22 protein-coding genes are annotated in these 24,076 nt (G+C 70.4%); 11 read left to right on the forward strand and 11 right to left on the reverse strand.

Translation table 11 applies throughout. The annotated features are described in order from the left end of the window. Positions 1 to 107: 107 nt before the first annotated feature. The gene (locus ABZS54_RS09580) at positions 108 to 491 is read right to left on the reverse strand and encodes a helix-turn-helix domain-containing protein (protein ID WP_355532826.1); all 384 of its coding nucleotides are present in this window, start codon (positions 489 to 491) and stop codon (positions 108 to 110) included. A 191-nt stretch (positions 492 to 682) separates the two neighbouring features. On the opposite strand from ABZS54_RS09580, the gene ABZS54_RS09585 reads away from it, so the two are divergent. Further along, positions 683 to 1,087: an STAS domain-containing protein gene (locus ABZS54_RS09585; protein ID WP_355532828.1), complete on the forward strand. Its 405-nt coding sequence runs from the start codon at positions 683 to 685 to the stop codon at positions 1,085 to 1,087. A gap of 131 nt (positions 1,088 to 1,218) precedes the next feature. Here ABZS54_RS09585 and ABZS54_RS09590 read toward each other — a convergent pair whose 3' ends face one another. Continuing rightward, positions 1,219 to 1,731 (reverse strand): DUF6328 family protein, encoded by a 513-nt coding sequence (locus tag ABZS54_RS09590; protein ID WP_355532830.1) that lies wholly within the window; start codon positions 1,729 to 1,731, stop codon positions 1,219 to 1,221. Positions 1,732 to 2,130: 399 nt separating this feature from the next. Further along, positions 2,131 to 3,258: a M20 family metallopeptidase gene (locus ABZS54_RS09595; RefSeq protein ID WP_355532832.1), complete on the reverse strand. Its 1,128-nt coding sequence runs from the start codon at positions 3,256 to 3,258 to the stop codon at positions 2,131 to 2,133. Positions 3,259 to 3,693: 435 nt separating this feature from the next. On the opposite strand from ABZS54_RS09595, the gene ABZS54_RS09600 reads away from it, so the two are divergent. After that, a complete protein-coding gene (locus ABZS54_RS09600; RefSeq protein WP_355532834.1) occupies positions 3,694 to 5,265 on the forward strand; it encodes an ABC transporter substrate-binding protein in 1,572 nt (523 codons plus the stop codon). A gap of 317 nt (positions 5,266 to 5,582) precedes the next feature. Here ABZS54_RS09600 and ABZS54_RS09605 read toward each other — a convergent pair whose 3' ends face one another. Together ABZS54_RS09605 and ABZS54_RS09610 are read right to left on the reverse strand one after the other, a co-directional pair. Continuing rightward, positions 5,583 to 6,002, reverse strand: coding sequence for a TOBE domain-containing protein (locus tag ABZS54_RS09605; RefSeq protein ID WP_355532836.1), 420 nt, complete (start codon positions 6,000 to 6,002; stop codon positions 5,583 to 5,585). 174 nt (positions 6,003 to 6,176) lie between these two features. Beyond that, a complete protein-coding gene (locus ABZS54_RS09610; protein ID WP_355532838.1) occupies positions 6,177 to 6,683 on the reverse strand; it encodes an Rrf2 family transcriptional regulator in 507 nt (168 codons plus the stop codon). Between the two features lie 147 nt (positions 6,684 to 6,830). Between ABZS54_RS09610 and ABZS54_RS09615 the strand changes: the two genes are divergently transcribed. Together ABZS54_RS09615 and ABZS54_RS09620 are read left to right on the forward strand one after the other, a co-directional pair. Beyond that, the gene (locus tag ABZS54_RS09615) at positions 6,831 to 7,571 is read left to right on the forward strand and encodes an NAD(P)H-binding protein (RefSeq protein ID WP_355532840.1); all 741 of its coding nucleotides are present in this window, start codon (positions 6,831 to 6,833) and stop codon (positions 7,569 to 7,571) included. A 272-nt stretch (positions 7,572 to 7,843) separates the two neighbouring features. Further along, positions 7,844 to 8,290: a PPOX class F420-dependent oxidoreductase gene (locus tag ABZS54_RS09620; protein ID WP_355532841.1), complete on the forward strand. Its 447-nt coding sequence runs from the start codon at positions 7,844 to 7,846 to the stop codon at positions 8,288 to 8,290. Between the two features lie 90 nt (positions 8,291 to 8,380). Here ABZS54_RS09620 and ABZS54_RS09625 read toward each other — a convergent pair whose 3' ends face one another. Further along, entirely contained in the window at positions 8,381 to 10,444 is a 2,064-nt protein-coding gene (locus tag ABZS54_RS09625) for an ABC transporter ATP-binding protein (RefSeq protein ID WP_355532843.1), read from the reverse strand. Between the two features lie 923 nt (positions 10,445 to 11,367). Between ABZS54_RS09625 and ABZS54_RS09630 the strand changes: the two genes are divergently transcribed. From ABZS54_RS09630 to uppS, 3 genes are all read left to right on the forward strand, one after another. Continuing rightward, positions 11,368 to 12,876 carry an MFS transporter gene (locus ABZS54_RS09630; protein WP_355532845.1) on the forward strand — a complete coding sequence of 503 codons (1,509 nt, stop codon included), beginning with the start codon at positions 11,368 to 11,370 and terminating at the stop codon, positions 12,874 to 12,876. 43 nt (positions 12,877 to 12,919) lie between these two features. Next, positions 12,920 to 13,207 carry a hypothetical protein gene (locus tag ABZS54_RS09635; RefSeq protein ID WP_355532847.1) on the forward strand — a complete coding sequence of 96 codons (288 nt, stop codon included), beginning with the start codon at positions 12,920 to 12,922 and terminating at the stop codon, positions 13,205 to 13,207. Positions 13,208 to 13,476: 269 nt separating this feature from the next. Next, positions 13,477 to 15,339 (forward strand): polyprenyl diphosphate synthase, encoded by a 1,863-nt coding sequence (gene uppS, locus ABZS54_RS09640; protein ID WP_355532849.1) that lies wholly within the window; start codon positions 13,477 to 13,479, stop codon positions 15,337 to 15,339. 144 nt (positions 15,340 to 15,483) lie between these two features. On the opposite strand, the gene ABZS54_RS09645 is transcribed toward uppS, so the two are convergent. The 3 genes from ABZS54_RS09645 to msrA all read right to left on the reverse strand — a co-directional run bounded on the left by ABZS54_RS09645 (position 15,484) and on the right by msrA (position 18,346). Then, positions 15,484 to 16,449: an ornithine cyclodeaminase family protein gene (locus ABZS54_RS09645; RefSeq protein ID WP_355532851.1), complete on the reverse strand. Its 966-nt coding sequence runs from the start codon at positions 16,447 to 16,449 to the stop codon at positions 15,484 to 15,486. Further along, complete coding sequence (locus tag ABZS54_RS09650; RefSeq protein ID WP_355532853.1) at positions 16,446 to 17,519, reverse strand: proline racemase family protein; 1,074 nt, start codon at positions 17,517 to 17,519, stop codon at positions 16,446 to 16,448. Before ABZS54_RS09650 ends, ABZS54_RS09645 begins: the two co-directional genes overlap by 4 nt. Positions 17,520 to 17,797: 278 nt before the next feature. Further along, positions 17,798 to 18,346 carry a peptide-methionine (S)-S-oxide reductase MsrA gene (gene msrA, locus ABZS54_RS09655; RefSeq protein ID WP_355532855.1) on the reverse strand — a complete coding sequence of 183 codons (549 nt, stop codon included), beginning with the start codon at positions 18,344 to 18,346 and terminating at the stop codon, positions 17,798 to 17,800. A 325-nt stretch (positions 18,347 to 18,671) separates the two neighbouring features. Here msrA and ABZS54_RS09660 point away from each other — a divergent pair, with 325 nt between their 5' ends. Beyond that, positions 18,672 to 18,908 carry a phosphopantetheine-binding protein gene (locus ABZS54_RS09660; RefSeq protein ID WP_355532857.1) on the forward strand — a complete coding sequence of 79 codons (237 nt, stop codon included), beginning with the start codon at positions 18,672 to 18,674 and terminating at the stop codon, positions 18,906 to 18,908. A 766-nt stretch (positions 18,909 to 19,674) separates the two neighbouring features. After that, positions 19,675 to 20,184: a hypothetical protein gene (locus ABZS54_RS09665; protein ID WP_355532859.1), complete on the forward strand. Its 510-nt coding sequence runs from the start codon at positions 19,675 to 19,677 to the stop codon at positions 20,182 to 20,184. 27 nt (positions 20,185 to 20,211) lie between these two features. Here ABZS54_RS09665 and ABZS54_RS09670 read toward each other — a convergent pair whose 3' ends face one another. Then, entirely contained in the window at positions 20,212 to 20,724 is a 513-nt protein-coding gene (locus ABZS54_RS09670; protein WP_355532861.1) for a MarR family transcriptional regulator, read from the reverse strand. A 91-nt stretch (positions 20,725 to 20,815) separates the two neighbouring features. Here ABZS54_RS09670 and ABZS54_RS09675 point away from each other — a divergent pair, with 91 nt between their 5' ends. Next, positions 20,816 to 21,757, forward strand: a complete 942-nt coding sequence (locus ABZS54_RS09675) for an EamA family transporter (protein WP_355532863.1) — start codon at positions 20,816 to 20,818, stop codon at positions 21,755 to 21,757. Positions 21,758 to 21,793: 36 nt separating this feature from the next. Further along, complete coding sequence (locus ABZS54_RS09680; protein ID WP_355532865.1) at positions 21,794 to 22,684, forward strand: SDR family oxidoreductase; 891 nt, start codon at positions 21,794 to 21,796, stop codon at positions 22,682 to 22,684. Positions 22,685 to 22,812: 128 nt separating this feature from the next. Here ABZS54_RS09680 and ABZS54_RS09685 read toward each other — a convergent pair whose 3' ends face one another. After that, positions 22,813 to 24,012: an erythromycin esterase family protein gene (locus ABZS54_RS09685; RefSeq protein WP_355532867.1), complete on the reverse strand. Its 1,200-nt coding sequence runs from the start codon at positions 24,010 to 24,012 to the stop codon at positions 22,813 to 22,815. Between the last annotated feature and the right edge of the window lie 64 nt (positions 24,013 to 24,076).

A 24,076-nucleotide genomic window follows, 5' to 3' on the forward strand; every position in this document is an offset into this window, starting at 1 on the left:
CGGGGCCAAGCCGCCGGCGGGCGCCCCCCCCGTCCCCCCCGGGCCCCGGCGGCCCTGTCCGAACAGTGGCTGTCACGCCGGTCGGCGGGCGCGCGGGGGTGCGCTGCTCAACCCCCGGAATCCATGCGATCGCGCCTTCCCAACTCCTGCTCCCCCGTGTCGGCCCGAGGCGCGTCGGCGGCCGTCCCACTCGGCGACTCCGGTTCGGGCAGGTCGAGGGCATCGGCGACGGCCCGGCCACGATCGGCCGGATGTCGTACCTCGGTCCCGGGCACGACCTGGTAGATGTTGCGCCGACCGCTGCGCCGGCGGGTCAGATATCCGCCGTCCTCCAAGTCCACCAGGATGGCCTGGACCGCGCGCTCGGTCAGAAGGCACGCCGCCGCGATGTCACGCACCCGCACTCCCGGATCACGGGCGATCACCGAGAGTACGCGGGCGTGATTGGTAAAGAACGTCCACGACGGCCGGGACTGCTCCGCATCGCTCATGCCACCATCATAGGCGCGATCATTCCGGCAACTCGACACACGAATTGCAGTTCATGAATTCCTTGACGTGCGTTCGGCGACGACCGATGCTGGAGACCACGAAGACAAGAGCCACTCGACCCAAGAGAAATCCCATGCCGCCGCCGAACGATCGAGGTCCCCGCCCGACATGCGAGGGAGGGAAGCCCGTCATGGCCCCAAGACGCCCCACCACCCGCCACCCGTGCCACCCACCGGGCCGGCCCGGGACCCGCCGAACCGACCGCCGCGAATCCGCGCCGAAGCACCTGCGTATTCGGGCGACCATCGTCGGCGACCGGGTCCTGCTGCGCATCGGCGGTGAACTCGACATCGACACCGGACCAAACCTGCGCCGCGCCCTCGACATCGCGCTGAACACGGGGGCGCGTCAGGTGGATGTGGACATGCGCAACCTCACGTTCTGCGACAGCACGGGTCTGCACGCCCTGCTCCACGCTCGTGCCAGAGCCCTGGAATCCGGGACCCGATTCGGTCTCGCGCCCGGCGACAGACTCCGCCGCCTGCTCGAAGTCACCGACACCGCACACCTCTTCACCCCACTCGCCTTCCCATGACCCGCTCGCGGACCGCGGCTGTGGCCCCGGCGAAGGTTTCGGCGGGGCCACAGCCGCACGCAACGGCGCGCGGCCCCCGGCGGCATCGAGCGGCACGTCGATCCGCCGGGCAGCCGGCGTGCGGCCAACTCTCAGACCGTCTGCCTGTCCGGCTTCTTCTCTCGTGCCCGCGGCTGCGGTTCGCGCAGGCGAAGAACCAGCGGCAGGACGAGCCACCAGCCGAGGAACCACGCCGCGGCGGACGCCGTGAGCACCGCCGCGGTCGCGGTGTCGGTGGCCACGCGCAACAGCAGCAACAACGAGCAGCCGATCGTGCACGCCAACAGGCCCACGCCCGCCGTGACAAGGTGGTTCGCCACGCGCACCAGCCGGGGTTTGCGGTGTTGTCCCGTGACGGCGCGATGCAGGGAGACCACGGACACCAGAACACCCATCGAGGCCGCACCGAGGACGACGGCAGCCACGTAGAGGCCGTTGTCGAAATTGCTCAAGGTGTCGAACTTCGGGGTGAACACGACGCTCAGCAGGAAACCGAACAGCACCTGTGCGCCGGTCTGTACGACGCGAACCTCCTGGAGTAGTTCGATCCAGCGCCGATCCGCGCGCTCGTCCGCGCTTTCGCGCCGGCCGTCCCCCTCGCTCATGGCGTCCCTTTCGTCGGCGCTTCCGGGTGTGCGGGGACGACTTCCCCGGCAATCGCGGGACACACCGGCTCGATTCGTACTGCTCCGCGCCCGAGCCACGGCTCACTCGGCCGACAACGGTTCGCCTTTGCCCGTGGCCTCGTCCAACGACCCGCGGTACCGATGCGCCTCCCGGCGCTCCCCGGCTCCGGCCCGCGTCACGTCCAGGAACACCTGGTCCACATGCGCCCGGTGTTCGCCGATGGAGTGCTTTCGTCGACGGCGGCACCACACGAACCGTTCAGCCCGTCGGCCGCCGGCGGAGGTCGGTGCCTCCGGCGGGCGCCTGGAGAACTCGGGGTGGGCAACTGCCGCCCCCGTGCGAACGCGCGCCCGCTGCCACGCAGCGGGTCGGACCGGCTACCCGGCGCCGCCGAGTCGGTCGAGTGTCGCCGCCAGGAGGGCTGTTCGGGCGGGCATGGTCGTGATGTCGACGAACTCGCCGCGGGCGTGCGGGTGGCCTCCGACGGCGCCCATGCCGTCGAGGGTGGGGATGCCGATCGCGGCGGTGAGGTTGCCGTCCGAGCCGCCGCCGGAGCGGACCGACCCCGGCTCGGGGATGCCGATCTCGCGGGCAGCGGCTCGAACATGGGCGAGGAGGTCGGCGGACATGCTCTCCTCAAGCGGGTAGCGATTGACGCCGCCGGTGACGAACAGCTCGGCCTGCGGCAGAACGGCCCGCGGCCCCTGCATGTGCCGTATGACACGGTCGAGTTCGGCGCGGCTCCAGCCACGGACGTCGATGTCGAGTGTCGCCGTCTCGGGAACGGTGTTGACGGTGGATCCGGACCCGGCGACGGTGGGGGTGACCGTGGTGCCCAGGTCCGTCCGCGCCGCCGACAACATCGCGAGCACCTGGTGGGCCAGTTCCACGGTCGCGTTCACACCGAGTTCGGGTTCCAGGCCGGCATGGGCGGCCCGCCCTCGGACCCGCACCCGGAATCGGGCCACGCCCTTGCGTGCGACCTTGACCGCGCCGCCGTCCGCGCTCGGTTCGCCCACCAGTACGGCGCCGGACTTGGCGGCGAGTTCCTCGACCAGGGAACGAGAGGTCATCGAACCGGTTTCCTCGTCGCCCGTCAGGAGCAGCCCGACGCGATCACGCGCGGTGCAGATCCGGGCGGCGTACAACATCTGCACGATGCCTGCCTTCATGTCGAATACGCCCGGGCCGCGGGCGACCCCGTCCCGCGCCGAGAAGGGCAACTCCGCGAGGGTCCCCGACGGCCACACGGTGTCGTAGTGCCCGAGCAGTAACGGACCGCTCCCGCGCGGTCGCCAGACCAGGTTCGTGATGCCGCCCAGGACGACCCGCTCGGGTTCGCGTCCGAGAAACCGCGTGCCCACCGCGGCCAGCAACTCCGCGCATCGGTCCAGGGCGACAGGATCCTCGGACGGGGATTCGCAGGTCACCAGTTCGCGCAACAGAGCCACCATCGCGTCGAGTTCGGCCGACATGTCCTGGAGATACCGCTGGGAGGGAGCCATACCCGGATTCCTGTCCAGCCGGCCGGTCCCATTCACCTCGAAGTGGGGTCACCTCGATGTCGGGCTTCGGAAGCCGTCGTCGACACGAATCCGGGCCGGGGCCACGTTTCGCGTTGCGCCCGGCACTCCCCCGGTGATCGTGCGGACCGGGCGGCCGGTGCCGAGGATCGCGAAGGCGCTCCGGCCGGGCGTCGGCGACGCCTACAGAATCGTCGGCCGTTCTTCGTGCACGGCGACGATTCGAGGTTGTCGGGGCCTGCCTAACGTGATCATTCTCCGCGGCACGCGCCGCCTTCCAAGGAGGTATCCGGTGCTGGGACGATCCGAACTGCCTTGTGCGCCATCCGAACACCGCCGATGGGCGGTGGGCGTCGAGTCGGGTGCGGCGAACGGCGCAGGACACGCCAAGGCCGACCGTCTCACGGGAGGTGTGCGATGAGACGCGTCTCGCGAGGGGCCGTGACCGCGGTCGCGCTGGGACTGCTGGCTGCCGGGTGCGGGGGGACCGACAGCGGGGCCGGGGCCGACGGCGGCAACACGGTCACCATCGGGGTCGCAGGCGACCCCGGCGGCATGAACCCGCTGACCGCGCTGGCCTCGAGCGCGCTCATGATGAACCGGTTCGCCTACGACTCGCTGGTCAACATCCAGCCCGACGGGCGCATCGCCTCCGGCGTCGCCGAGACGTGGACCGCCGACACGACCACGGCCGGCTTCACCCTCAAACGCGGCGTGATGTGCGACGACGGAACACCGTTGACCCCGTCCGCGATCGCGGCGCAGTACAACTACATCGGCGACCCGGCCAACAAGTCGCCCATGGCCGGTCTGATGGTGCCCGTCGGCACCACCGCCACCGCGGACGACACCGCGGGCACCCTGACGCTGAAGGCCCCGGAGCCCACCCCGTTCCTGCTGCGCAGCGCCGGGACCGTGCAATTGGTCTGCCCCTCGGGCATGCGGTCGCAGGAGAAGCTGAACCAGGTGTCCGACGGCACGGGTCCGTACCGGCTGAGCGAGGTGGTGCCGGGTGACCACTTCACCTTCACCAAGCGCCCCGGATACGTCTGGGGTCCGGATGGTGTCGGCAACGCCGACACGCCGGACCGAGTGGTCTTCACGTTCGTCGGCAACGAGTCCACCAGGACCAACCTGCTGCTGGGTGGGCAACTCGACATCGCACGGGTCGTCGGTGCCGATCGCGCCCGCCTGACCGCGGCCGGCCTCGGATTCGAGATCCAACGGGACCCGTTCGGCCAGCTGTTGTTCAACGAGGCCCCGAACCGCGTCACCGCCGATGCCCGGGTGCGCTGGGCCCTGGTCGCCGCGCTCGACCTCAAGCAGCTCGGTGCGGTGGCCACCGGCGGCAAGGGCGTGGCCGCGACCCGGCTCGGCACCACGATGACACCGCCCTGCCCCACCGACTCGATCACCGCCAACCTCCCGCCGCACGACACGGCCCGCGCCGCCGAGGCACTGCAGGCGGCGGGATGGAAGAAGTCCGGTGGGCGCTGGACCAAGGACGGCCGACAACTGTCCGTCTCGGTGCCCTACCCCGGCTACCAGGGCAGTCAGGTCATCGCCGCCGTCGAGTTGGCGGTCCGGCAGTGGAACTCCTTCGGCGTGAAGGTCAGCACCACCCAGACCGCCCAGTCGACCCACGTCTCCACGTTGATGGCCGGCCAGTGGGACGTCGCCTGGGCGCCGATCTCGGTGCCCACGCCCGACCAGAACCTGCCGTTCTACTCCGGGCCCAAGCCGCCCGAGGGCCTCAACTTCAGTGCCGTCGACAACCCCGAGTACCGGCGCCTCGCGGGCCTGGCGATGACCAAGTCGGACACGGCCGGCTGCGCGGAATGGACAGCGGCCGAATCGGAGTTGATCAAGCGGGTCGACACGGTTACCTTCATGGACTCCAACACCCCCTGGTTCACCCGGCGTTACGCCTTCGAGGTGGACGGCGGCGGCATCCTGCCGACCACACTGCGCAGAGCCGGCGGGCGATGACCTCACCGGCCGCGCCCTGACGCCTTACCGGCCCCGCCACGAACGATCCCGGCAGCCATGCGCGCGGCCGGCGGCGCGGGCCGGGTGCCGGGGCAGGGTTCGTCCGGATGGTGCACAACGCGCCGGCTCGGCCGGTCCCGGTCCGGGAGCCGGGTCGGCGCGCGCCGTGTGCGCAACCGCGGCCGCTCCCTCTCCCGCCTTTGCCGCTTCGGGCGAGATTCGGGCAGGGCGATGCGAACCCGCAGACGTTTGTTCGTGACCTCGTGAACACAGGGGACGGCTCCGGGTCGTCCAGGCAAAGGGGCGCACGGATCAGGTCAGACCGAGGCGAGGGCGACCTCGGTCGACTTGAGCAGGGCGGTCACCGAGGAACCCGACGCCAGGCCGAGCTCCTTCGCGGCTTCGGCGGTGATGACGGCCGTCAACTCGCCGTCCTCCATGGCGACCTTGACGCCGGCCATCGCGCCGCCGACGGCAACCGCGGTCACCGTGCCGGGAATCCGGTTGCGGATGCTCAGACCGCCGACGGCGCCGGTGGCGAGCGACACCTCGGTGGACTTCACCAGGACCAGCACCACGCCGCCCTCGGCCAAGCCGAGGTCGGTGACCGCGTCGACGGTGATCGCGGCCGTGAGTTCGCGGCCGGAGTTCAGGCGGACCTTGACCGTGGCCATCACCTCGCCGGTCGTCACCGAGGTCACGGTGCCCTGGAACTGGTTGCGGATGCTGAGCGACATGCGAACACACCTGGATCCCTCATCGCCGGAAGCCGATCTCCCGAACGCGCAGCCGTCACCCTAAACGGACGAATCCCCAGGTCGGGGCAGACACGAGGGCGGGTCGTGGATGCCACTCCAAGGGAGGCCTTCGTCCCACACACGCGGTGAGTACGAGTACGGGCCGCGGTGTGGTCAGTCGGTGGACGGCGCGGTGTCCTCGTCGGCGGCGCCGTTCAGCCACGTGCGGATGCCGGCGAGGGCAGTGGGGCCGAAGTCCTCGTCGACGCCTCCGGCCAGGTCCGCGATGGTGATCGCCTGTAGGGCCCCGCGCCAGGCAGCGTCGGCGGCGGCCATCGCACGCGCGATCGCGCAGGGCCGGGTGCAGGCCTCCGGCGGCATCGCCAGCGGGCCCCGCTGCCGGATCTCGGTGCAGACGAACGCGGGCTCCGCGCCGTCCACGGCCGTGACGACGTCCAGGACGGTGATCCGTTCGGGGGCCTTGGTCAGGACGTATCCGCCCGCCTTGCCCTGGACGGAACCCACGAGACCCGCGCGGGAGAGCGCCTGCAGCTGTTTGGCCAGATAGCTGCCGGAGACGCCGTGAAGTTCCGCGAGCCGTACAGCGGGTACCGGGTCCGTCGCCGTGGTCAGCACCACACAACAGTGCAGAGCCGACTCCACCCCGCCCGACAGCTTCATGCACTCGCCCTTCTCCGGTTGACTCGGATGAAGAGTATCCGAGTATTGTCACGGACAAGATGTATCCGAGTTTGGGTGCGCCCTTCGGGAACCTCGCGCCCCCATGCGCCCGCGCGCCCAGCGCGCTCGATGAGAGGCAGGACAGCCGTGAAGCTCACCATCGTCGGCGGCACCGGACTGATCGGCTCGCAGGTGGTCCGGAAACTGACCTCCATCGGACACGAGGCCGTCCCGGCGGCGCTCTCCACCGGTGTCGACCTGATCACCGGAACGGGCCTAGAGGAGGCGCTGGAGGGCGCCGAGGTCGTGGTCAACCTGGCGAACTCGCCCACCTTCGACGAGAAGTCCCCGGACTTCTTCCGCACGTCGATGGGCAACCTGCTCGAAGCGGGAGCGAAGGCCGGCGTGCGGCACCAGATGGTCCTCTCGATCGTCGGCGTCGACCAGGTGCCCCAACTGGACTACTACCGAGCCAAGGCTCTGCAGGAGGACCTGCTCCGCCAGGGGCCCACGCCGTACTCCATCGTGCGCGCCACACAGTTCTTCGAGTTCATGGACGCCGTCCTGTCCTGGACCTCCGACGACGACGCCGTCCGCCTGCCCTCCACCCCGGTCCAACCGATCGCCGCCGCCGACGTCGTGGACGCGGTCGTCGAGGTCTCCACCGGCGCCCCGCTCCAGGGCATCCGCAACGTCGCGGGCCCGGAGGTCTTCCCCCTCGACGAACTCGGCAGGGTCACGCTGGCCGCACGCGACGACGCCCGCACCGTGGTCACCGACGCCACGGCCGGTATGTTCGCGGTCGTCCCCGGCGACGTACTCGTCGCGGGACCGGACGCCCACCTGGCACCCACGCACTACGGGGACTGGATCCGAAGCGCCCACTGACCGCACCGCCGCCCGAAGGTCGCGACAATCCCCCCGCGCCGAAAGCAGTTTCGGGCGGCGGCGTTCGAACGTTCGTCGGGGTGCCCGCGATCGCAAGGCGGGCACGCACGGCGCGTCGGGTGTGCTTCCGGGAGCAGCCGGAGCGCGTTCCCGTGTTCTCGCGTGCGGCACTCACGGAATCCCATGAACCCGGGAGTAGTGTTTCGTTGCGGTCCCGGTGCGGCGAGTTCGCCGCGATTCCCACCGCGGCCGGACACCGACAAGGAGGACACATGTCGAAGCCGCCGCTGCCCGAAGAGGCGATCGCGATGTTGCGGCAGCCCAATCCCGCAGTCGTGACCACGCTCCGGGCCGACGGGCAGCCCGTCTCCACGGCGACCTGGTACCTGTGGGACGAGGGGCGCATCCTGCTCAACATGGATGAGGGGCGTAAGCGGCTCGAACACATCCGCAACGATCCCCGCGTCTCCCTCACCGTGCTCGAAACCGGGAACTGGTACACGCACCTGAGCATCGTCGGCCACATCGACGAGATCCGCGACGACAAGGACATGGTCGACATCGACCGGCTGGCCCGGCACTACACCGACCAGGAATATCCGCAGCGAGACCGAGGCCGAGTCAGCGCCTGGGTCCGGATCGACCGCTGGCACGGCTGGGGCACACTCAAGGACAACGACCAGGCGGGCGGCAGCCGGACCGCGGCGGGCGCGGAGTAGCCGAACCGGCCCCGGGCGAGACCCGAGCCGGGCGTGCACCCGCCCTCCCGAAAGCCCACCGCAACCGAACGCGAGCCCCGTCACAGCTGATCACGACCGGCAGTCCGGGGACGGGTCGCCGTCGAGGGCGGTGGCCGGCGCGGACGGCGCCGGCTTCGGGTGCTCCTGGCGGTATTGGTCGGCCTGGATCTTGTACATCCGGGCGTACAGGCCGTCGACGGCCATCAGTTCCTCGTGCGTGCCCGACTCCGCGACGCGGCCGTGGTCGAGCACGTGGATGTGGTCGGCGCGTCGTACGGAGGCGAGCCGGTGGGTGATCAGGATGACGGTGACGCCCTCGTGCACGAGTTCGCGCATGCGGGTGAACGCCTCGTGTTCCGCGTGCGCGTCCAGAGCGGCGGTCGGTTCGTCGAAGACGACCACGTGGGCGTTGCGGAATCGGGCCCGGGCCAGGGCCAGGCGTTGCCATTGGCCGCCGGAGAGTTCGACACCGCCGTCGTAGGTCTGGTCGAGGAGGGTGTCCCAGCCCCGGGGAAGCTCGTCGGTGACCTTGTGCGCCTGGGCGTAGTCGGACGCCTGTTGGAACCGGATCGGATCCGGGGGTGCCGCGACGTCGGGGCGGCCCATGACGACGTTGGCTCGGGCGGTGAGGTCCCAGCGCGCGAAGTCCTGCTGGACGAGGCCGATGTGCTCGAACCAGGCGGTGCGGTCGGCTTCGCGGATGTCCACGCCGTCCCACAGGACGTGCCCGTCGGAGGGCAGGTACAGGCCGGCGAGGATCTTGGCGAGGGTGGACTTGCCCGAACCGTTCTCCCCCGCGAGGGCGATGACCCTGCCCCGGGGCAGGGTCAGGGTCACGTCGTCCAGGGCGGGCTTGTCACGGCCGGGGTAGGTGAAGGACACGTTGCGCACCTCGATCGTCGTCGGCGGCCCGAGCGAGACTCCCGTGTCGGGGATGGCGTGGGTGTCGGCGATGGCGCAGACCTGTTCGAGGTCGTTGAGCCACAGGGCCTGCGCGTACAGGCTGTTGATCGCCCGGACGAGCGCGCCGAGATTGGCGGTGCCGGTCCGAATGGCCAGCACCGCCGTGCCCGAGGTCGCGAGACTGGTGTGGCCGTTGAGGACGAGCCATGCGAGCGTCGCGTACGTGATGCCCGACGCGACGCCGGACAGTCCCGAGGTGAGCAGGTCGGTCGTGGCGTCCGCACGGGCGAGCCGGGTCTGCTCCGCTTCGGAGCAGCGTGCCATCACGCGGTAGTGGTGCAGCAGGTAGGACCCGGCACCGTGGACCCGGATCTCCTGGCCGGTGCTGTGGTGCGACAGGGAGTAGGCGATCTCAGCCTGCTGGCGACTGTGGTTCGTCCAGGCCAGCACGGAGCGATACCTGCGGCGCGCCGAGTGCACCGTCCCCCAGCCCTGCGGCACGATGATCAGCACGAGAAGCGGCAGCAGCAGCGGGTGCAGAACGGCCAGCACCGTGCCCACGGCGATCAGCGACACGAGAGCGTTCACGACCTGGACGCCATAGGTGATCATCAGGCGGCTGGCATCGGTGCCGTAACGGGCCGTGCTCATCAGCTTTTTGAACTCGGGATCCTCGATCTTGGTCATCTCCACTCGGATGACCCGCTCCAGGAGTTCGATTTCGGCGGCACGTTCGACCTTCGGCTCCAGCCGGCCGGTGGCGGCCGTGGAGGCGGCCCTCAACAGCGCCCCGAGACAGCCGAGGATCGCCACGGTCAGCAGGGCCGGCGCGGCGGAGCGGACCCGATCGGGTGTGGGGCCGGCGGAGAACAGTTCCAGCAGGATCTGATTCGTGGCCAACAGGCCGAACGCGGCGGTCAACCCCTGGCCGATCTCGGCGACCACCACGACGACCAGCGCCCCCTGATCGGCCTGCCACCCCAGCCGCAGGGATCGGGCGACCAGCCGCGGCAGCCGGCGCAGCGTGCCCAGGAAGGACAACTCCGATGATTGGCCGCGTCGTTGGTATCCGCTCCATACGGGGGTGAGGCTGCCTCCGAACAGGGTGGCCGCGGTGGTGTCCCCCGCCGCACGCGCGGCGTCGTGTGCGGCGCGTCGTCTGTCGCCGCGGGCACGGCGGCGCAACGGGCGGGCCGATTGCGGCTGCCGGGTGTCCTGGGCCATGTGCATCCCTCGATCGTCTCGTCGCTGGGTCCGCCCCGGGCAGGGTGCGGGTTGAACATGCTGTGCCGTGTTCGTCCGCGCCGGGGAGAGCGTGCGAGGGGCGTATTTGCAAACGCGCGGCTCGTCGCACGCTTGCGTATTTGCAAACGCGCGGCTCGTCGCACGCTCGGCGAAGTCCCCCCACGCGCGGCCTCGTCCCGAGGTCGGCGGATTCGGGCCGCTGTCACCGCCCTTCACCTGACGACCCGTCGACTACCTACCCGGCGGCGCGATCACGGATATCCGTCTCGGTGCGCGAGTATCGGCGAGCGCTTCGGCGCGGTTGTCCGAGGCGAAGTCGGCGATGTGGTCCACGCCGCCCTCCCAGTGGTCGGTGAACCACATCGCGGCTCGGCGCGCCTCGTTGGCCGACCTGGCACCGGTGACTCGAGCGTTTGCCGTGGCCGGCTGGTGGGTGATCACGGCGGGTGCGACCGCGGTGGTCGTCTGCGATCACGGCAAGGCACGTGCGTTGCTCGGCACGAATCGCCGCCGATTCGCCGGACGTGTGGTCCACCACTTCCGCGCCGCCACGCGACAGACCCGCACCCCCACCGCGCGACCTTCGCCGAGCGCAAGGACATGAATTCGCGGATGAACAGCGGAAGTTCGCGAGTAGTGAGGCTGCACCGGCGCCGGCCTCGGCAACAGGCTCCGGCTTCGACGGGACGAAAGCCGGGCCGGTGACGATGCGCCCCGGCAGCACCACTGCCTCGGCAACGGCCTGTTGTCGCCGCTGCACCCAGGACGACTCGCCGGGCTGCGCGAGACCCCCGACCTGCCGCCCTCGGCGGTGGAGGGCACTGCGCCTGAACTGCCGATCATGGGACGGGGTTTCCCGAGCCGCTGCCCGGGCAGCCGCGAGGGCGACGGATCGGAGGACCAACGCGATGCCCACCGCGACGAACCCAGGCAGCCACACACCGGCCGATGCCACGACCTTCAGCACCGACGTCCCGGCCCGCCTGGACCGATTGCCCTGGTCACGGTGGCACTGGCGGATCCTGATCGGTCTGGGCACGGTCTGGATCCTCGACGGTCTCGAAGTCACCGTGGTCGGCAACGTCGCCGGCCGCTTGTCCGAGCCGGACAGCGGGCTCGACATCACCGCGGCTCAGGTCACCGGGCCCGGCGCCGCGATGTACGTCGCCGGGGCGTGTGTGGGCGCACTGCTCTTCGCCTGGCTGACGGATCGATTCGGCCGCAGGAAACTGTTCATGGTCACGCTCGCCGTCTACCTCGCGGGCACCGCGCTGACCGCGCTGTCCGGCCAGGCCTGGATGTTCTTCCTATTCCGGTTCATCACCGGCCTGGGCATCGGCGGCGAGTACGCGGCGATCAATTCCGCCATCGACGAGCTGATGCCGGCCCGCTACCGAGGCCGGGTCGACCTGGCCGTGAACGGCACCTACTGGGCCGGAGCCGCCTGCGGCGCACTGCTGTCCGTCCTGATGCTGGACACCTCGCTCTTCCCCGCCGACCTCGGCTGGCGCCTGACCTTCGCCCTCGGTGTCGTGCTCGGCCTGGTCATCCTGCTGGTCCGCCGACACGTCCCCGAATCGCCGCGCTGGCTCTACCTACACGGCCGCGGCGAGCAGGCCGAAGAACTGGTCGCCGACGTCGAGCGGGAGGTGGTGGCCGAGACCGCGAAGGGCACCGGCGATCGCCGCACGTTGCCCGAACCGCACGGCGAACTGACCATCGACACGAGCAAGGCCACCGGCCTGGGTGCCATCGCACGCAGCGTGGTGCGGGAGCATCCGCGCCGTTCGGTCCTGGGCCTGTCGTTGTTCATCGGACAAGCCTTCCTCTACAACGCCATCACCTTCGGTTTCGCGTCGATCCTGGAGACCTTCTACGACGTGCCGAGCAACCGCGCCGGCTACTACTTCGCCGTCATCGCGGTCGGCAACCTGCTCGGCCCGTTGCTGCTCGGTCCACTGTTCGACTCGCTCGGTCGACGGGTGATGATCACCTCGACCTACATCGGCAGTGCCGTCGCCCTCTTCGCCACCGCCTGGTTGTTCGGGGCCGGCCACCTGAACGCGACCACGCTGACCGCGTGTTGGTGCGTCGTATTGTTCCTCGCCTCCACCGGTGCGAGCAGCGCCTACCTGACCGTCTCCGAGATCTTCCCGATGGAGGCCCGCGCGTCGGCCATCGCGCTGTTCTACGCGGTCGGCACCGCGGCGGGCGGCATCTCCGGCCCCCTGGTCTTCTCCGACCTGACCAAGTCCGGCGACGTCGCGGACACCGTCCTCGCCTTCTGCGTCGGCGCCGGCCTCATGCTCGCCGCGGGCATCGTCGCCGCGTTCCTCGCCATCGACGCCGAACGCCGCTCCCTCGAGGACATCGCCCCACCCCTCTCCTCCGTCGACCGCAACGCGGCGAGCAGCTGAGATCCGTACGCCGGCGGGATCGTGCGGACCGACGCAGACTCGGATGATGGAGATCCATCAGGCCACCGGACACCTCACGATCCCCGGTCACGGCGACATCGAGGTCGGACTCGACCTCTTCGACTGGCCGATCGACGGCGAAATTCTCCCTCGCACCTGGAGCGCCATCATCGACAACGGCCCCGTCCTGGACACGGGCACCGAAGGTGCCTTGCGCCTGAGCACCGAGCCAACCACCGTCGCGCACCCGTTCGTGGTCATCGCGAGCGGAGAGCACGTCACCCGGATCAGCGGCCGCGAAACGCCGCGCACGTATGGTCGACACACCTGATCGACCTCCCGATACCGATCACCTGTCACCCGTTCGGCCCTGGCGACGTCACCCCTACGAGGCATCTTTGACCCATCCGCGGGACACGGCGCGCCGATAGCCGGTTGTCTCTTCCCGTGTTCGGGTCGATACGCCAACGCCGCGTGGTGGCAGGGGCGTTGCCCGGAGTCGGGTGGGATCCGTGTGGTCTCCGCCTTCGGGGGTGCGCCCGACCAGCATCGATGTGCCCGCCGCCCGGCGGATACCGTCACGTCCGGCCGAGGAGTCCCATGCCCCGTCCCCGCTCCGTCCACCGCGCGGCCGCGATCGACGACCCGCGTCTCGTCGAAGCCTACGATGCGTGCCGCACGGCGATCCGCAGGGCGGGCGGTACGGAGTACCGAACGGCCCAGCTGATGCCACCGGCGTTACGACCGGCGCTGTGGGCGATCTACGCGGCCGGCCGGGTGCTGGACGACATCGCCGACACCGGCGAGCCCACCGGCAGAGGGGCGCTGTTCGACGCCTGGACCACCGCGTTCCACGAGGACCTGCGGCGCGGTGACAGCGCCGACCCGGTACGTCGCGCCCTGGTACACACGATGCGGACCTGGGATCTGCCGACCGACGGCCTGTCGGCGGCCTTCGCCGCGACCCGCGCGGACATCGACGGCCGTACGCATCCCACCTGGCAGGCGTGGAGCACCTACTCCCAGGCCGTCAACACCTCCTTCTTCGCCCAGGGCGCGGCGCTGCTGGCCGCCGCGGGCCTGTATCTGCCCCTGCGGCTGCGCTACCTGGAGGCCGCCCGGCAGTGGGTGGACGCCCTCAGCATCATCGACAACCTCGAAGACCTCGCGGAGGACCTCGCCCAGGGCCGGATCACCATGCCCATGGAGATCCTCGCCGACCACGCCCTCACGGCAGCAGACCTCGCGAGCGCCGCTCGAAGCGCGCCACGGAACCGCGCCCCGAACGGCGCGACGGATACACCCGTCGAGGCCCTGATCGGCCGGCTGGCCGCACAGGCCCGGACCTGGCTCGTCCAGCCCGACCTGTTCCGGGAACTGCCCCCCGCACTCGCGGTGGTGGCGCGTGCGGTGACCGACATCGGCCGGCTGCGCCTGGACCGCATCGAACGCACCGGGATCGAGCTGCTGCGCCGCAAACCCCGCCTGCCCCGCACGGCGACCTGGCGCATCTTCCTCCCGGCCCGGCTGAAGGCTCACGTCGCCTGGAAGTTCCTCACGCCGATCGCCCCCGCGCACTCTCGACAGGAGGGCACGACATCGCGCGCACCGACCCTGGCCGGCCTGCTGCCGGCCCCCCGCTCCGACGCTCCGGCGCCTCCCCGGCCGCATTCCTCGGGCACCCGCCCACCGACCTGGCCCGCGCACCGGCTCCCCCGGCACGTGGCCGTCGTGATGGACGGCAACGGCCGCTGGGCCACCGACCGGGGTCTCCCCCGCACCGAAGGCCACCGCGCGGGCGGGAAATCGATGCAGGACGTCGTCCACGGCGCCCTGGAAGTCGGCCTGCGCCACCTGACGCTCTACGCCTTCTCCACGGAGAACTGGCGCCGCCGACCCGAGGAGATCGACGGCCTGCTCGCGCTCGTACGCGACGACATGGTCGAAGAGACCGTCCTCGACCACGACATCCGCGTGCGCTGGGCCGGCTCCGTCGAGGGACTGCCCCAGGACGTCCTGGAAAAGCTGGTCCGACTGGAACACGGCACCGGCGAACGCACCGGCCTGACCTTGACCCTGTGCATCAACTACGGCGGCCGGATCGAACTCACCCAGGCCGCCGCCTCCTTGGCCCGAGCCGCCGCCGCGGGCCGGATCGACCCCGCGCACATCTGCGAGCGCATGTTCGCCGCCCACCTGGCCCTACCCGACCTGCCGGACGTCGACCTCCTGTGGCGCACCGGCGGCGAACGCCGCACCTCGAACCTGCTGCCCTGGCACGCCGCATACGCCGAACTGCACTTCAGCGACACCCGCTGGCCGGACGTCGACCGCCGCGACCTGTGGCAGGCCATCACCACCTACACCGACCGCGCCCGCAACTTCGGCGCCGTGCCCGGGCCTGCCGCACCTCGACCCGCCGCGGGGCAACCCGCCTGCGACGCGGACGCGCCGGGTCACTGACAGCCCGTCCCACACGGAGCTTCACCTCCTCGCGGCAGCCGTCCTCGCACTGCCGCCGGTGACACCGGCCGGGCCCTCAGCGGCCCACGCCCTACGTCACCTGACCACCCTGACCACCGCACCGACCCCGGTCTGATCCGCGAACTATCCCTGCGCAGCCCGGGATTGCGGCAACTGTGGAGCGTCGGGATCGATCAGGCTGCGACGGTGCAGCGCGACCGCGACGGCCAGGTCCTCCCAGGACATGCCCACGCTCTTGAACAGGCGCGGCCGGTCGTCGGGAACGGCGATCCGCCCGTGCACCAACTCCGCGAGGTTGCCCGGCCCGGATTCCCCGTCGAAGACCTCGTCCCACCCGGCGACCAGCAGGTCCCCGGCTTCCCGGGACGCGGCGCCGCGGGCCTCGACGTACACCGCGGAGCGACGTACCAGCGCGGTGTCCACCTCGCGTGCGGTCGGTTCGTGGGAACCCACCGCCGCAACGGCCGCGTGGGCGGGCACCAGGGTGCCGTCGAAGAGCGGAGTGCGCGCCGTGGTGGCGCACACCACGAGGTCGGCGTCGGCCACCGCGTCCGGCTTGCCGATCGTCGCCGCGAGGCCCAGTGAGCGGGCGTGGTCGGCCAGTGCCCTGGCGGGGGCGGCACTGCGGGCGACCACGGTGAGCCGGGTCAGCGGACGGATGGCGGCCATCGCGTGCAGGTGCCCGTAGGCCTGGGGGCCGGTGCCGAACAGCACCAGGTGCGAGGCGTCCGGAACCGCGAGGCGGCGCATGGCGACGGCGGTGACGGCGGGGGTCCGCACGGCGGTGAGCGTGGCGCCGTCGAACAGGGCCAGTGGCTGGAGCGTGGGTCCGTCCAGCAGCAGGTAGGTGCCGGTGATGCGAGGCAGGCCCCTGGCCGGGTTGCCGGCGGCCACTCCGGCGATCTTGACGCCCACGTGCGACGACCCGGCCGCGGGCATCAGCAGCAGCTCCCCGGCGGGCACGGCGACGCTCGAACGCGGCGGGACACGCTCGGGATCCAGCCCCGCCAGCAGCGTGTGCTCGATCGTCTCGACGGCCTCGATCGGCGTCAACTCGACCGGGATCGTCGGGAGTTGATCCGCCGTCACAGGAGGAATCCGGTTCCGAGGGTGTCGTCGGCATCGAGAATGAAGCGGTGCTCGCCGGTGCGTCGTGCCGTGCCGGTGACCTCGGTGATCACTCCTGCGGGGTGGGCTGCGACGACCTTGCCGGTGAAGACCGTACCGATGATGGATTCGTGGCGCAGTTCGTCGTCCGGCCCGAGCAGACCGCTGTCGGCCAGCAGGGCCAGCCGGGCGGAGGTCCCCGAGCCGCAGGGGGATCGGTCGATCTGTCCGTCCGCGAACACGGTGACGTTGCGTTGGTTGGGTCCTGCCAAAGTGGCCGGGAGTTCCTCGTGGAGGATGACTCCGTAGACGCCGGAGAGTCGCGGATCGTCGGGGTGCCGGGTGGCGGGTTCGTCCGCGAGGGCGGCGCGGATCTCCCGGCCGATCGCGGTGATTTCGGGGAGTCGCTCCGGGGTGACGGCGAGGCCGAGCGAAGTCGCGGAGACGGAGGCGTAGCACGCCCCGGAGTGGGCGAGGTCGACGCGCACCAGTCCGCGGGAGGTGGCCACCGGGATCTTCCTGGCGGCGATGCCGGTGGGCACGTTGCGGAAGGTCACCGAGGTGGTGCGACCGGCTCGGCGGTGGACGATGGCGGTGACTCGGCCGGAGGGTACGTCGATGTACACCCGTGCCGGACCGTCCGCGGGTGCCGCGACCAGCCCCGACTCCACGGCCCACGCGCCGAGCGCGATGGTGCCGTGGCCGCAGGCGGTGGAGTAGCCGTCCTTGTGCCAGAAGAGCACTCCCAGGTGTGCCTCGTTGTCGTCGGGGGGTACGACGAAGCCGCCGTACATGCCGCCGTGTCCGCGCGGTTCGTGGGTGAGCAGCCGGCGGATGTCGTCGAGCGGCCCCGGACGCGGGGCGGTGGCGGTACCGCCCGCGCCGAGGGCGATCGCGCGGCGCTCGGCGACGGTGTCGCCGGCGATGACGGGCAGGCCGCGGGAGACGATCCGAAAGGGTTCGCCGGCGGTGTGGTAGTCGACGGTGTCGATGACCACGGGCTCGGCGCTCGACTGGGCGTTCAACTCGCCGCCTCCGTACGGAACGGGCATGCCAAACGGCACGCGATCGGCGGGTCGATGGTGATCATGCGAACGCCTTCCTCGACGGTGGGAGTGTGCGCTTCCCCGGTGGACCGCCGGAACGACGCCGTCGCCGCCGGACAACACCTCAATAAGGTGTGACATTGTATTGAGAGGCAGAGAAGCACCGCAAGGGCTTCGCATCAGCCGCCGCCTGAGGCGCCGGCCACGGCCGTCACGACAACGGCCGCGGCCTCCGGTCGGATCGTGCCGCACCCACGGGACGCGGCAGGTGGGGCGGCAGGTGCTCAGTCGACGTCCAGCCCCAGCGTGCGGAGCTTCGGTTCGATTACCACCCGGCAATACGGCTCGAAACGATGGTTGTTGTAGAAGTCCTGCTGGTCGGATTCCGCCTCGAAAAACTGCCCGTACGACCGCAGGTCGGTGACGATATCGCGGCCGAGTTGCCGCCGTACCGAATCCATGACCTTCTCCGAACGCACGCGTTGTTCCTCGTCCGCGTAGAAGATCGTCGAGTGGTAGATGGAGCCGTGATCCGCGCCGCTCTGGTTCGGCGTGGTCGGGTCATGGCTCCGGAAGAAGAAGATCAGCACTTCTTCGAAGGAGATCTCGTGGGGCCGGAACGTCAGCTGTACCGCCTCGACGAATTTCTGCGGGTTGAGTCCGTGGCGTACGTATGCCTCGTAGTCCGGCGGCGGGCCGTGATCCCCGGCGTATCCCGCGACGCTCGAAATGATCCCGGGGGTTCGGCGCGCCACCGCGTCAAAGGACCAGAAACAGCCGGGACCGAGCGTCACGGTCTCGATATTCTTGTCTTCGGACATTGCCTCGACCATCGGAATCCTCCCCCGGGAACCCACTTCCGCATTCTGCGCCGAAGAGTAGCAGGATCGAACCGTTCGGTTACAGGACGGAACCCTTTTCATTCGCGTCGACATCTCCCACTCCCACGCGGCCGACCGCACAGTCACCGGGGTTTGTTCTGTACTCGATCATCGGCGGCGTTGCCGTAACGGGAGCATTGAGACACCCAATCGTTGTTTGGCGCCGACGGGATCGTGAGATCCTTGTCCTGAACGGGCCGTGCACCGCCGCACCGGTCGCAGGAGCACGGCTTCGAAGGCCGGGCTGCTCGCTCGGCAGCGAACCCTGGAGCACGAGTTGACCACAATCGAGAAGGCCGTCATCGCGACCGCAGCCAATCTGGCCTGGGTCAGCATGCACGACATCACCGGGACGACGAACCTGGAAGCCGACCTCGGGTTCGATTCGATCCAGAAGGCGGAACTGCTCCTCAACCTGGAGCGGGAACACGGCGTCACCCTGAGGGCGAGGGACGGCCTGGTCACCATCGAGGACGTCACCGCAGCCATCGACGCCGCCAAAAGCGCCCCGTAACCGAACCCGCCCCGCAGCCGGCGCCGTCCCCGGCGCCCGGCGACCGTGTGTGCGCCCGGCCTGCCGCCGGCCGCGGCGTGGGAGCGGCGTGGCGATGTGCCGGTCGTTGGTGATCCTCTCCCGGGCGGAGCCGTTCCTCGGCGCCTCCCCCGGTGCGCTCCCGATTGATGCGGGTAACTCGTGTGCGCCGCCGGTGCGCCGCTACCGATCTCGGCGCGACCGATGCCAGGCTCTCACGTGGCCGATACCGGCGGCGCTCGCATCCGTGCGGGCACGGCCCGTTCGTACGAGTTCGTCGTGATCGAGCGCGTCCCGGAACGCACGTATGCTCCCGAACGCGGCGTCCGGGCGGCGGTGATCACGCGGCCGCGCCGGTTCCGGCGAAGAAGAAGCGCCGCATGGGGCAACCGGGCGGATCCGGGATTCGTATTCAAGTAGGGGCCGACATGCGCGGTACCCACGCACGCACCGCACCCACGCACGCCCCTCGACCTCGGCCCGCGCCGAGCGGCGATCGCTCCCTTTGCACGGTGCCGACAGGATCACACTCCTCGCCGGTATGGGTCTCGCCATCGCTCGTGTTGTCCCGGATCGGATGCCGGTCGGCGGACGATCCGGCACCGCCGCCCGCGGCGTTCACGCAATTCACACACGATCCGCACCACCTCGCCGAACCCGCCATCGTCACTCGGATCCACCGCCCACCCGCACCCGATCGCCGTCCACACAGCGCCTTTTCCGAAGGCCGTCACCTCAGGAGACTCTCGTGAGCCCCGACGACAAGCACATCGATCAAATCCTCGGTGCCCAGGCCGCCGGGGCCCTCGTCAACGCGTGGATCGACGCCTTCATGACCGACGATCTCCTCAGCCGGGCGGCGGCCACCCGCGTGGCGTGCGAGCGGCTCGCCGACGGTTCGCCCTGGCTGATCGCCGAAGCCGGGCAAACCTGGCGCCTACGCGCGGACTTCGCGCCCACGGCCGACTTCTCCCCGGGCCTGGTCCGCGTGCTCGCCGTGCGCCATGCCCTCGACCTCCGCCCGCACGAAGGCACCGCGGCCGTCCTGCTCGGCGACGCGGAGCACGATCCCGACCACCCCATCGGCTGGATGGACCTCTGCGACTTCGACGTCCTCTATGCCCTCGATGCCTGGCCTCAGCCGAGTCCGGCAACTCCGGACTCCGGCCCCACCACGGAGGGCGGTTCGGCGACCGAACCGCTGCCGCAACGCCTCCAGGAGTTCGAATGCGGCCTGCGCGACCAGGGAATCGAATAATCGATCCCGGCAAAAGCCGCCCCCGACTCACGGCGGGCTCTGCTCCGCTGCCCCGTCGCCGAGGCCGACGAGAAGTTTGCGCAGCAGCCCGGCCAACTGCTCCTGTTCGGTGGGGCTCAGCGGTGTCAGGCGTTCCTTCTCGAAGTCGACGTGATCGCCCAGGATTTCGTCGACGAGTTCACGGCCCTGATCGGTCAGGGTGACCAGGACACAGCGCCGATTGGCGGGATCGGTTTCGCGGGTCACCAATCCCCTGGCGACCAGTCTGTCGATGCGGTTGGTGATCGCGCCGGAGGTGACCATGGACGCGTCGACGAGAGCGCCCGTGGTCAGCCGGTAGGGCGACCCGGCCCGGCGGAGGGTGCCCAGCACGTCGAACTCCCACAGTTGCAGGCCATGGGTGCCGAAGTTCCGATGCAGCTCGCGGTCCAGGAAGCGGGAGGCGCGCTGGATCCGGCCGACCACACCCATCGGTGAGGGGTCGATGTCGGGTCGCTCGACTCTCCACTGGTCCAGCCGCCAGTCGACGTTGTCTCGCACGCCACTCCTCAACGTTGAACTGTTTGACCTGATGCTAACAGGAGCACTACCTTCACCAACGTTGAACAGTTCAACGTTGAAAGGATGGGCGATGGCCCAAACTCGTGAGGTCGCCGGCCCCACCGCCGCGAAGAGCCCCCCGCACACCTGGGGGTTCACCGGCCTCGCCGCCGTGGGCCCGGTGACCTGGGGCACGACCTACCTGGTGACCACCGAATACCTGCCCTCGGGCGTTCCGCTGGGCGCCGGGGTGATCCGGGCGCTTCCGGCGGGCCTGCTCCTGCTCCTGATCTCCCGGACGCTGCCGCGTGGCGACTGGTGGTGGCGCTCGGCCGTACTGGGCGCGCTGAACATCGGGGCACTGTTCGCGCTGCTGTTCGTCGCGGCCTACCGGCTGCCCGGGGATGTCGCGGCCACGCTCAGCGCCGTACAGCCGCTCCTGGTCGCGGCAATCGCCCTCGTGCTGCTGGGCGTGCGACCGACGCGATGGCAGCTCGGCTGGGGCGTGGCCGGCGTGGTCGGCGTCGGCCTGATCGTGCTCCGCGGGCAGATCTCGTTCGACCTGATCGGCATACTCGCCGGCCTCGGCGGCGCCGCATCGATGGCGGTCGGGGTCGTACTGACCAAGCGCTGGGGGCGTCCGCCGGGCGCCGGGACACTGGCCTTCACCAGCTGGCAGCTCACCGCGGGTGGCCTGTTGCTCGCACCGGTCGCGCTCGCCGTCGAGGGGCTGCCCCCGGCACCGGACGCCGCGGCGCTCGGCGGATACGCCTGGCTGGCCGTCCTCGCCACGGCGCTCGCGCACTCGCTGTGGTTCCAGGGCCTGGGCCGACTCCCGGTCACGGCCGTCTCGTTCCTGACCCTGCTGTCACCGGCGGTGGCCACCGCGCTGGGTTGGCTGGTGCTGGATCAGTCCCTCACTCCGCTCCAGGGTGTCGGGTTCGCGCTCGCCCTGCTGTCGATCGCAGCCGCACAGCTCACCCCCGACGCCGCCCTCTCCCTGTTCCGCAGGAGCCCCGCCGCACCTCGCTGATCCCAAGGCATTTCATCCCACGAAGGACAAAGAACATTGAACCGCACCCTGCTGATCACCGGAGCCACCGGCACCGTGTCCGGCGCCTTGATCGACGCGCTCGACGACTCCGGTTTTCGGCTGCGGGCGCTGCTCCGCGACCCGTCGAAGGCGGAAACACTGCGGGCACGCGGTGTCGAGACCTTCATCGGCGATCTCGACGACCCACGCTCCCTGCCGCCGGCCTTCGAGGGCGTCCACGACCTCTGGATGTTGACCCCCAACGGTCCACGCGCGTGCGAGAACAACATGAACGCGATCTGGGCCGCTCGTCAGGCGAACATCGAGCGCGTGGTGCGCCTGTCGGCGGTGCACGCGGCCCACGACGCCCCGACCCGCAGCGGGCGCCTGCACGCATTGTCGGACCACGAGGTCGAACGGTCCGGCCTCGGCTGGACGATCCTGCGACCCCACTGGTTCATGCAGAACCTGCTCAACGAGGCCGACGACATCGCGACCGAGGGCACGTTCCGACTCAATACGGCGGATGGTCGCCTCGGCATGGTCGACGCACGCGACATCGCCGAACTCGCGGCGAAGGTACTCACCGACGGCCCGAACCTCCACCACGCAAGGATCTACACCCCCACCGGGCCCCGATCGATCGGCTTCGCCGAGGTGGCGGAGCAATTCGAGCGGGTACTCGGAACCCCGATCCGCTACGTCCCGACCACGGACGACGAACGCGAGGCGCGTCTGCTCGGGTTCGGCGTGCCCGCATGGATCGTCGGAATGCTGACCGAGTACGCGCAGGCATACGCTTGCGGCTGGGGAGACTTCACCACCACCGATGTCGAGGACGTCACCGGCCGGCGGCCCCGGAGCGTGGCGGACTTCGCCCGCGACCACGCCGACGCGTTCACCGCGAAGGGGCCGAGGGCGGCCTGACATCGGGGCGGATGCCCGGTGCGCACGCCCGCAGGGCGCCCGCCGACCGGCGCCGCGGCCGTCAGTTCCTGACCGGCGCGGGCATGCCTGCCACGGGCAGGGGTGCGGCCGACAGCCGCTCCGGTGGGTCAGCGTCGATGGGCTGCGCTGATGTGGTGCAGGTGGATGAGAATGTCGTAGCTCGGGTGCAGGCGGGTGTTCTCGTATTCGTTGCACGGCCAGTAGGGGCGGAGGCTGCGGGTGGGGTGCGTGGCGGCGAGCCAGTCGCGCGCGGTGCCGGGGGGCATGGTGCGGGTGTCGAGGTACCAGTCGTGTCGGGAGACCTGCTCCAGCACGTCCTCGCTGCCGCGCGCGATGGCCGGACCGATGTCGAAGCGACGCCAGGGCGTGCCGGGGGCGTTCACGTCGATGGCGTTGAACGATCCCTGGCCGAAGGTGAATCCGGCGTTGACGTAGCGGGTGCCGAGTTGTTCGCGCAGGATCCGCCCCGGGGTCTCGGGCCGGTGGTCCGGCACTGATGTCGGGGTCTCGGCGGCGATGTGACTGTTGTGCGCGGAGAGGAAGACCTTGGTGCCGGTGTGGCGTTGCCACCACAGGATGGTGTCGGCCACGACCCGCTCGCGGTCGCGCATCGCGGGCGCGGCTTCGCCGGTGGTGTCGAACAGCGCGGGGTCGGCGCCGACCCCGGCCACCCGGACCGGGCTGTCGCGGTGGCGTACATTCCAGGTCCGCATCCATCGGAACAGATCCCGCGTCTCGATGGTGTTCCACCGGCTGCTGCCGGCTTGGAACTCCTCGTCCATGATCGTCCTCAGGTGGCCCGTACCGTGCAGTACCCACGCGTCCAGGCGGACCCCGGCACCCCAGCGGACGGCGAAGACGAAGCTCCGGAAACCCTGGTGCTCGACCAGGTGCCGGAACAGGCGGTGCTTGACGGTGCAGAACTCGCTCGAGCCGCAGGTGGCCTCGCCCACGCCGACCACGTCCGCGCCGCGGACCATCGTGTCGAACGCCGACAGATCCGCCGCGGAAGCGCCCGGGACGGTGCTGCCCAACGGGTACGCGCGGCGCGCCAGGGCACACGCCGGGTCACCGCGCGATGCGGCGGTATCGGTGGGCGTCGGGGGTGTCGCGGACGGGACGGCGGCGGTGCGCGCGGGTGCGCCGGCGACCGTGGTGGCCGTGGTGGCCGTGGTGGCCGTGGTGGCCGTGCGCGACGGCGGACGGACCGGGATCAGGCCCAGGGTCGGCTTCGATCCCGGCCCGTACCGGCGCTCGGCCGCCGGGCTCGCGGTATCGCCAGAGGAGGGAAAATCATCTGATTTCATGACTCAGACGCTAGGCAACGCACCCCGCCGCGCGCCTCGTCCGGGAGACCCAGGACTCCGGTAC

The organism is Embleya sp. NPDC005575, assembly GCF_040605455.1.
In the GTDB taxonomy this organism is placed as follows: Bacteria; Actinomycetota; Actinomycetes; order Streptomycetales; family Streptomycetaceae; genus Embleya.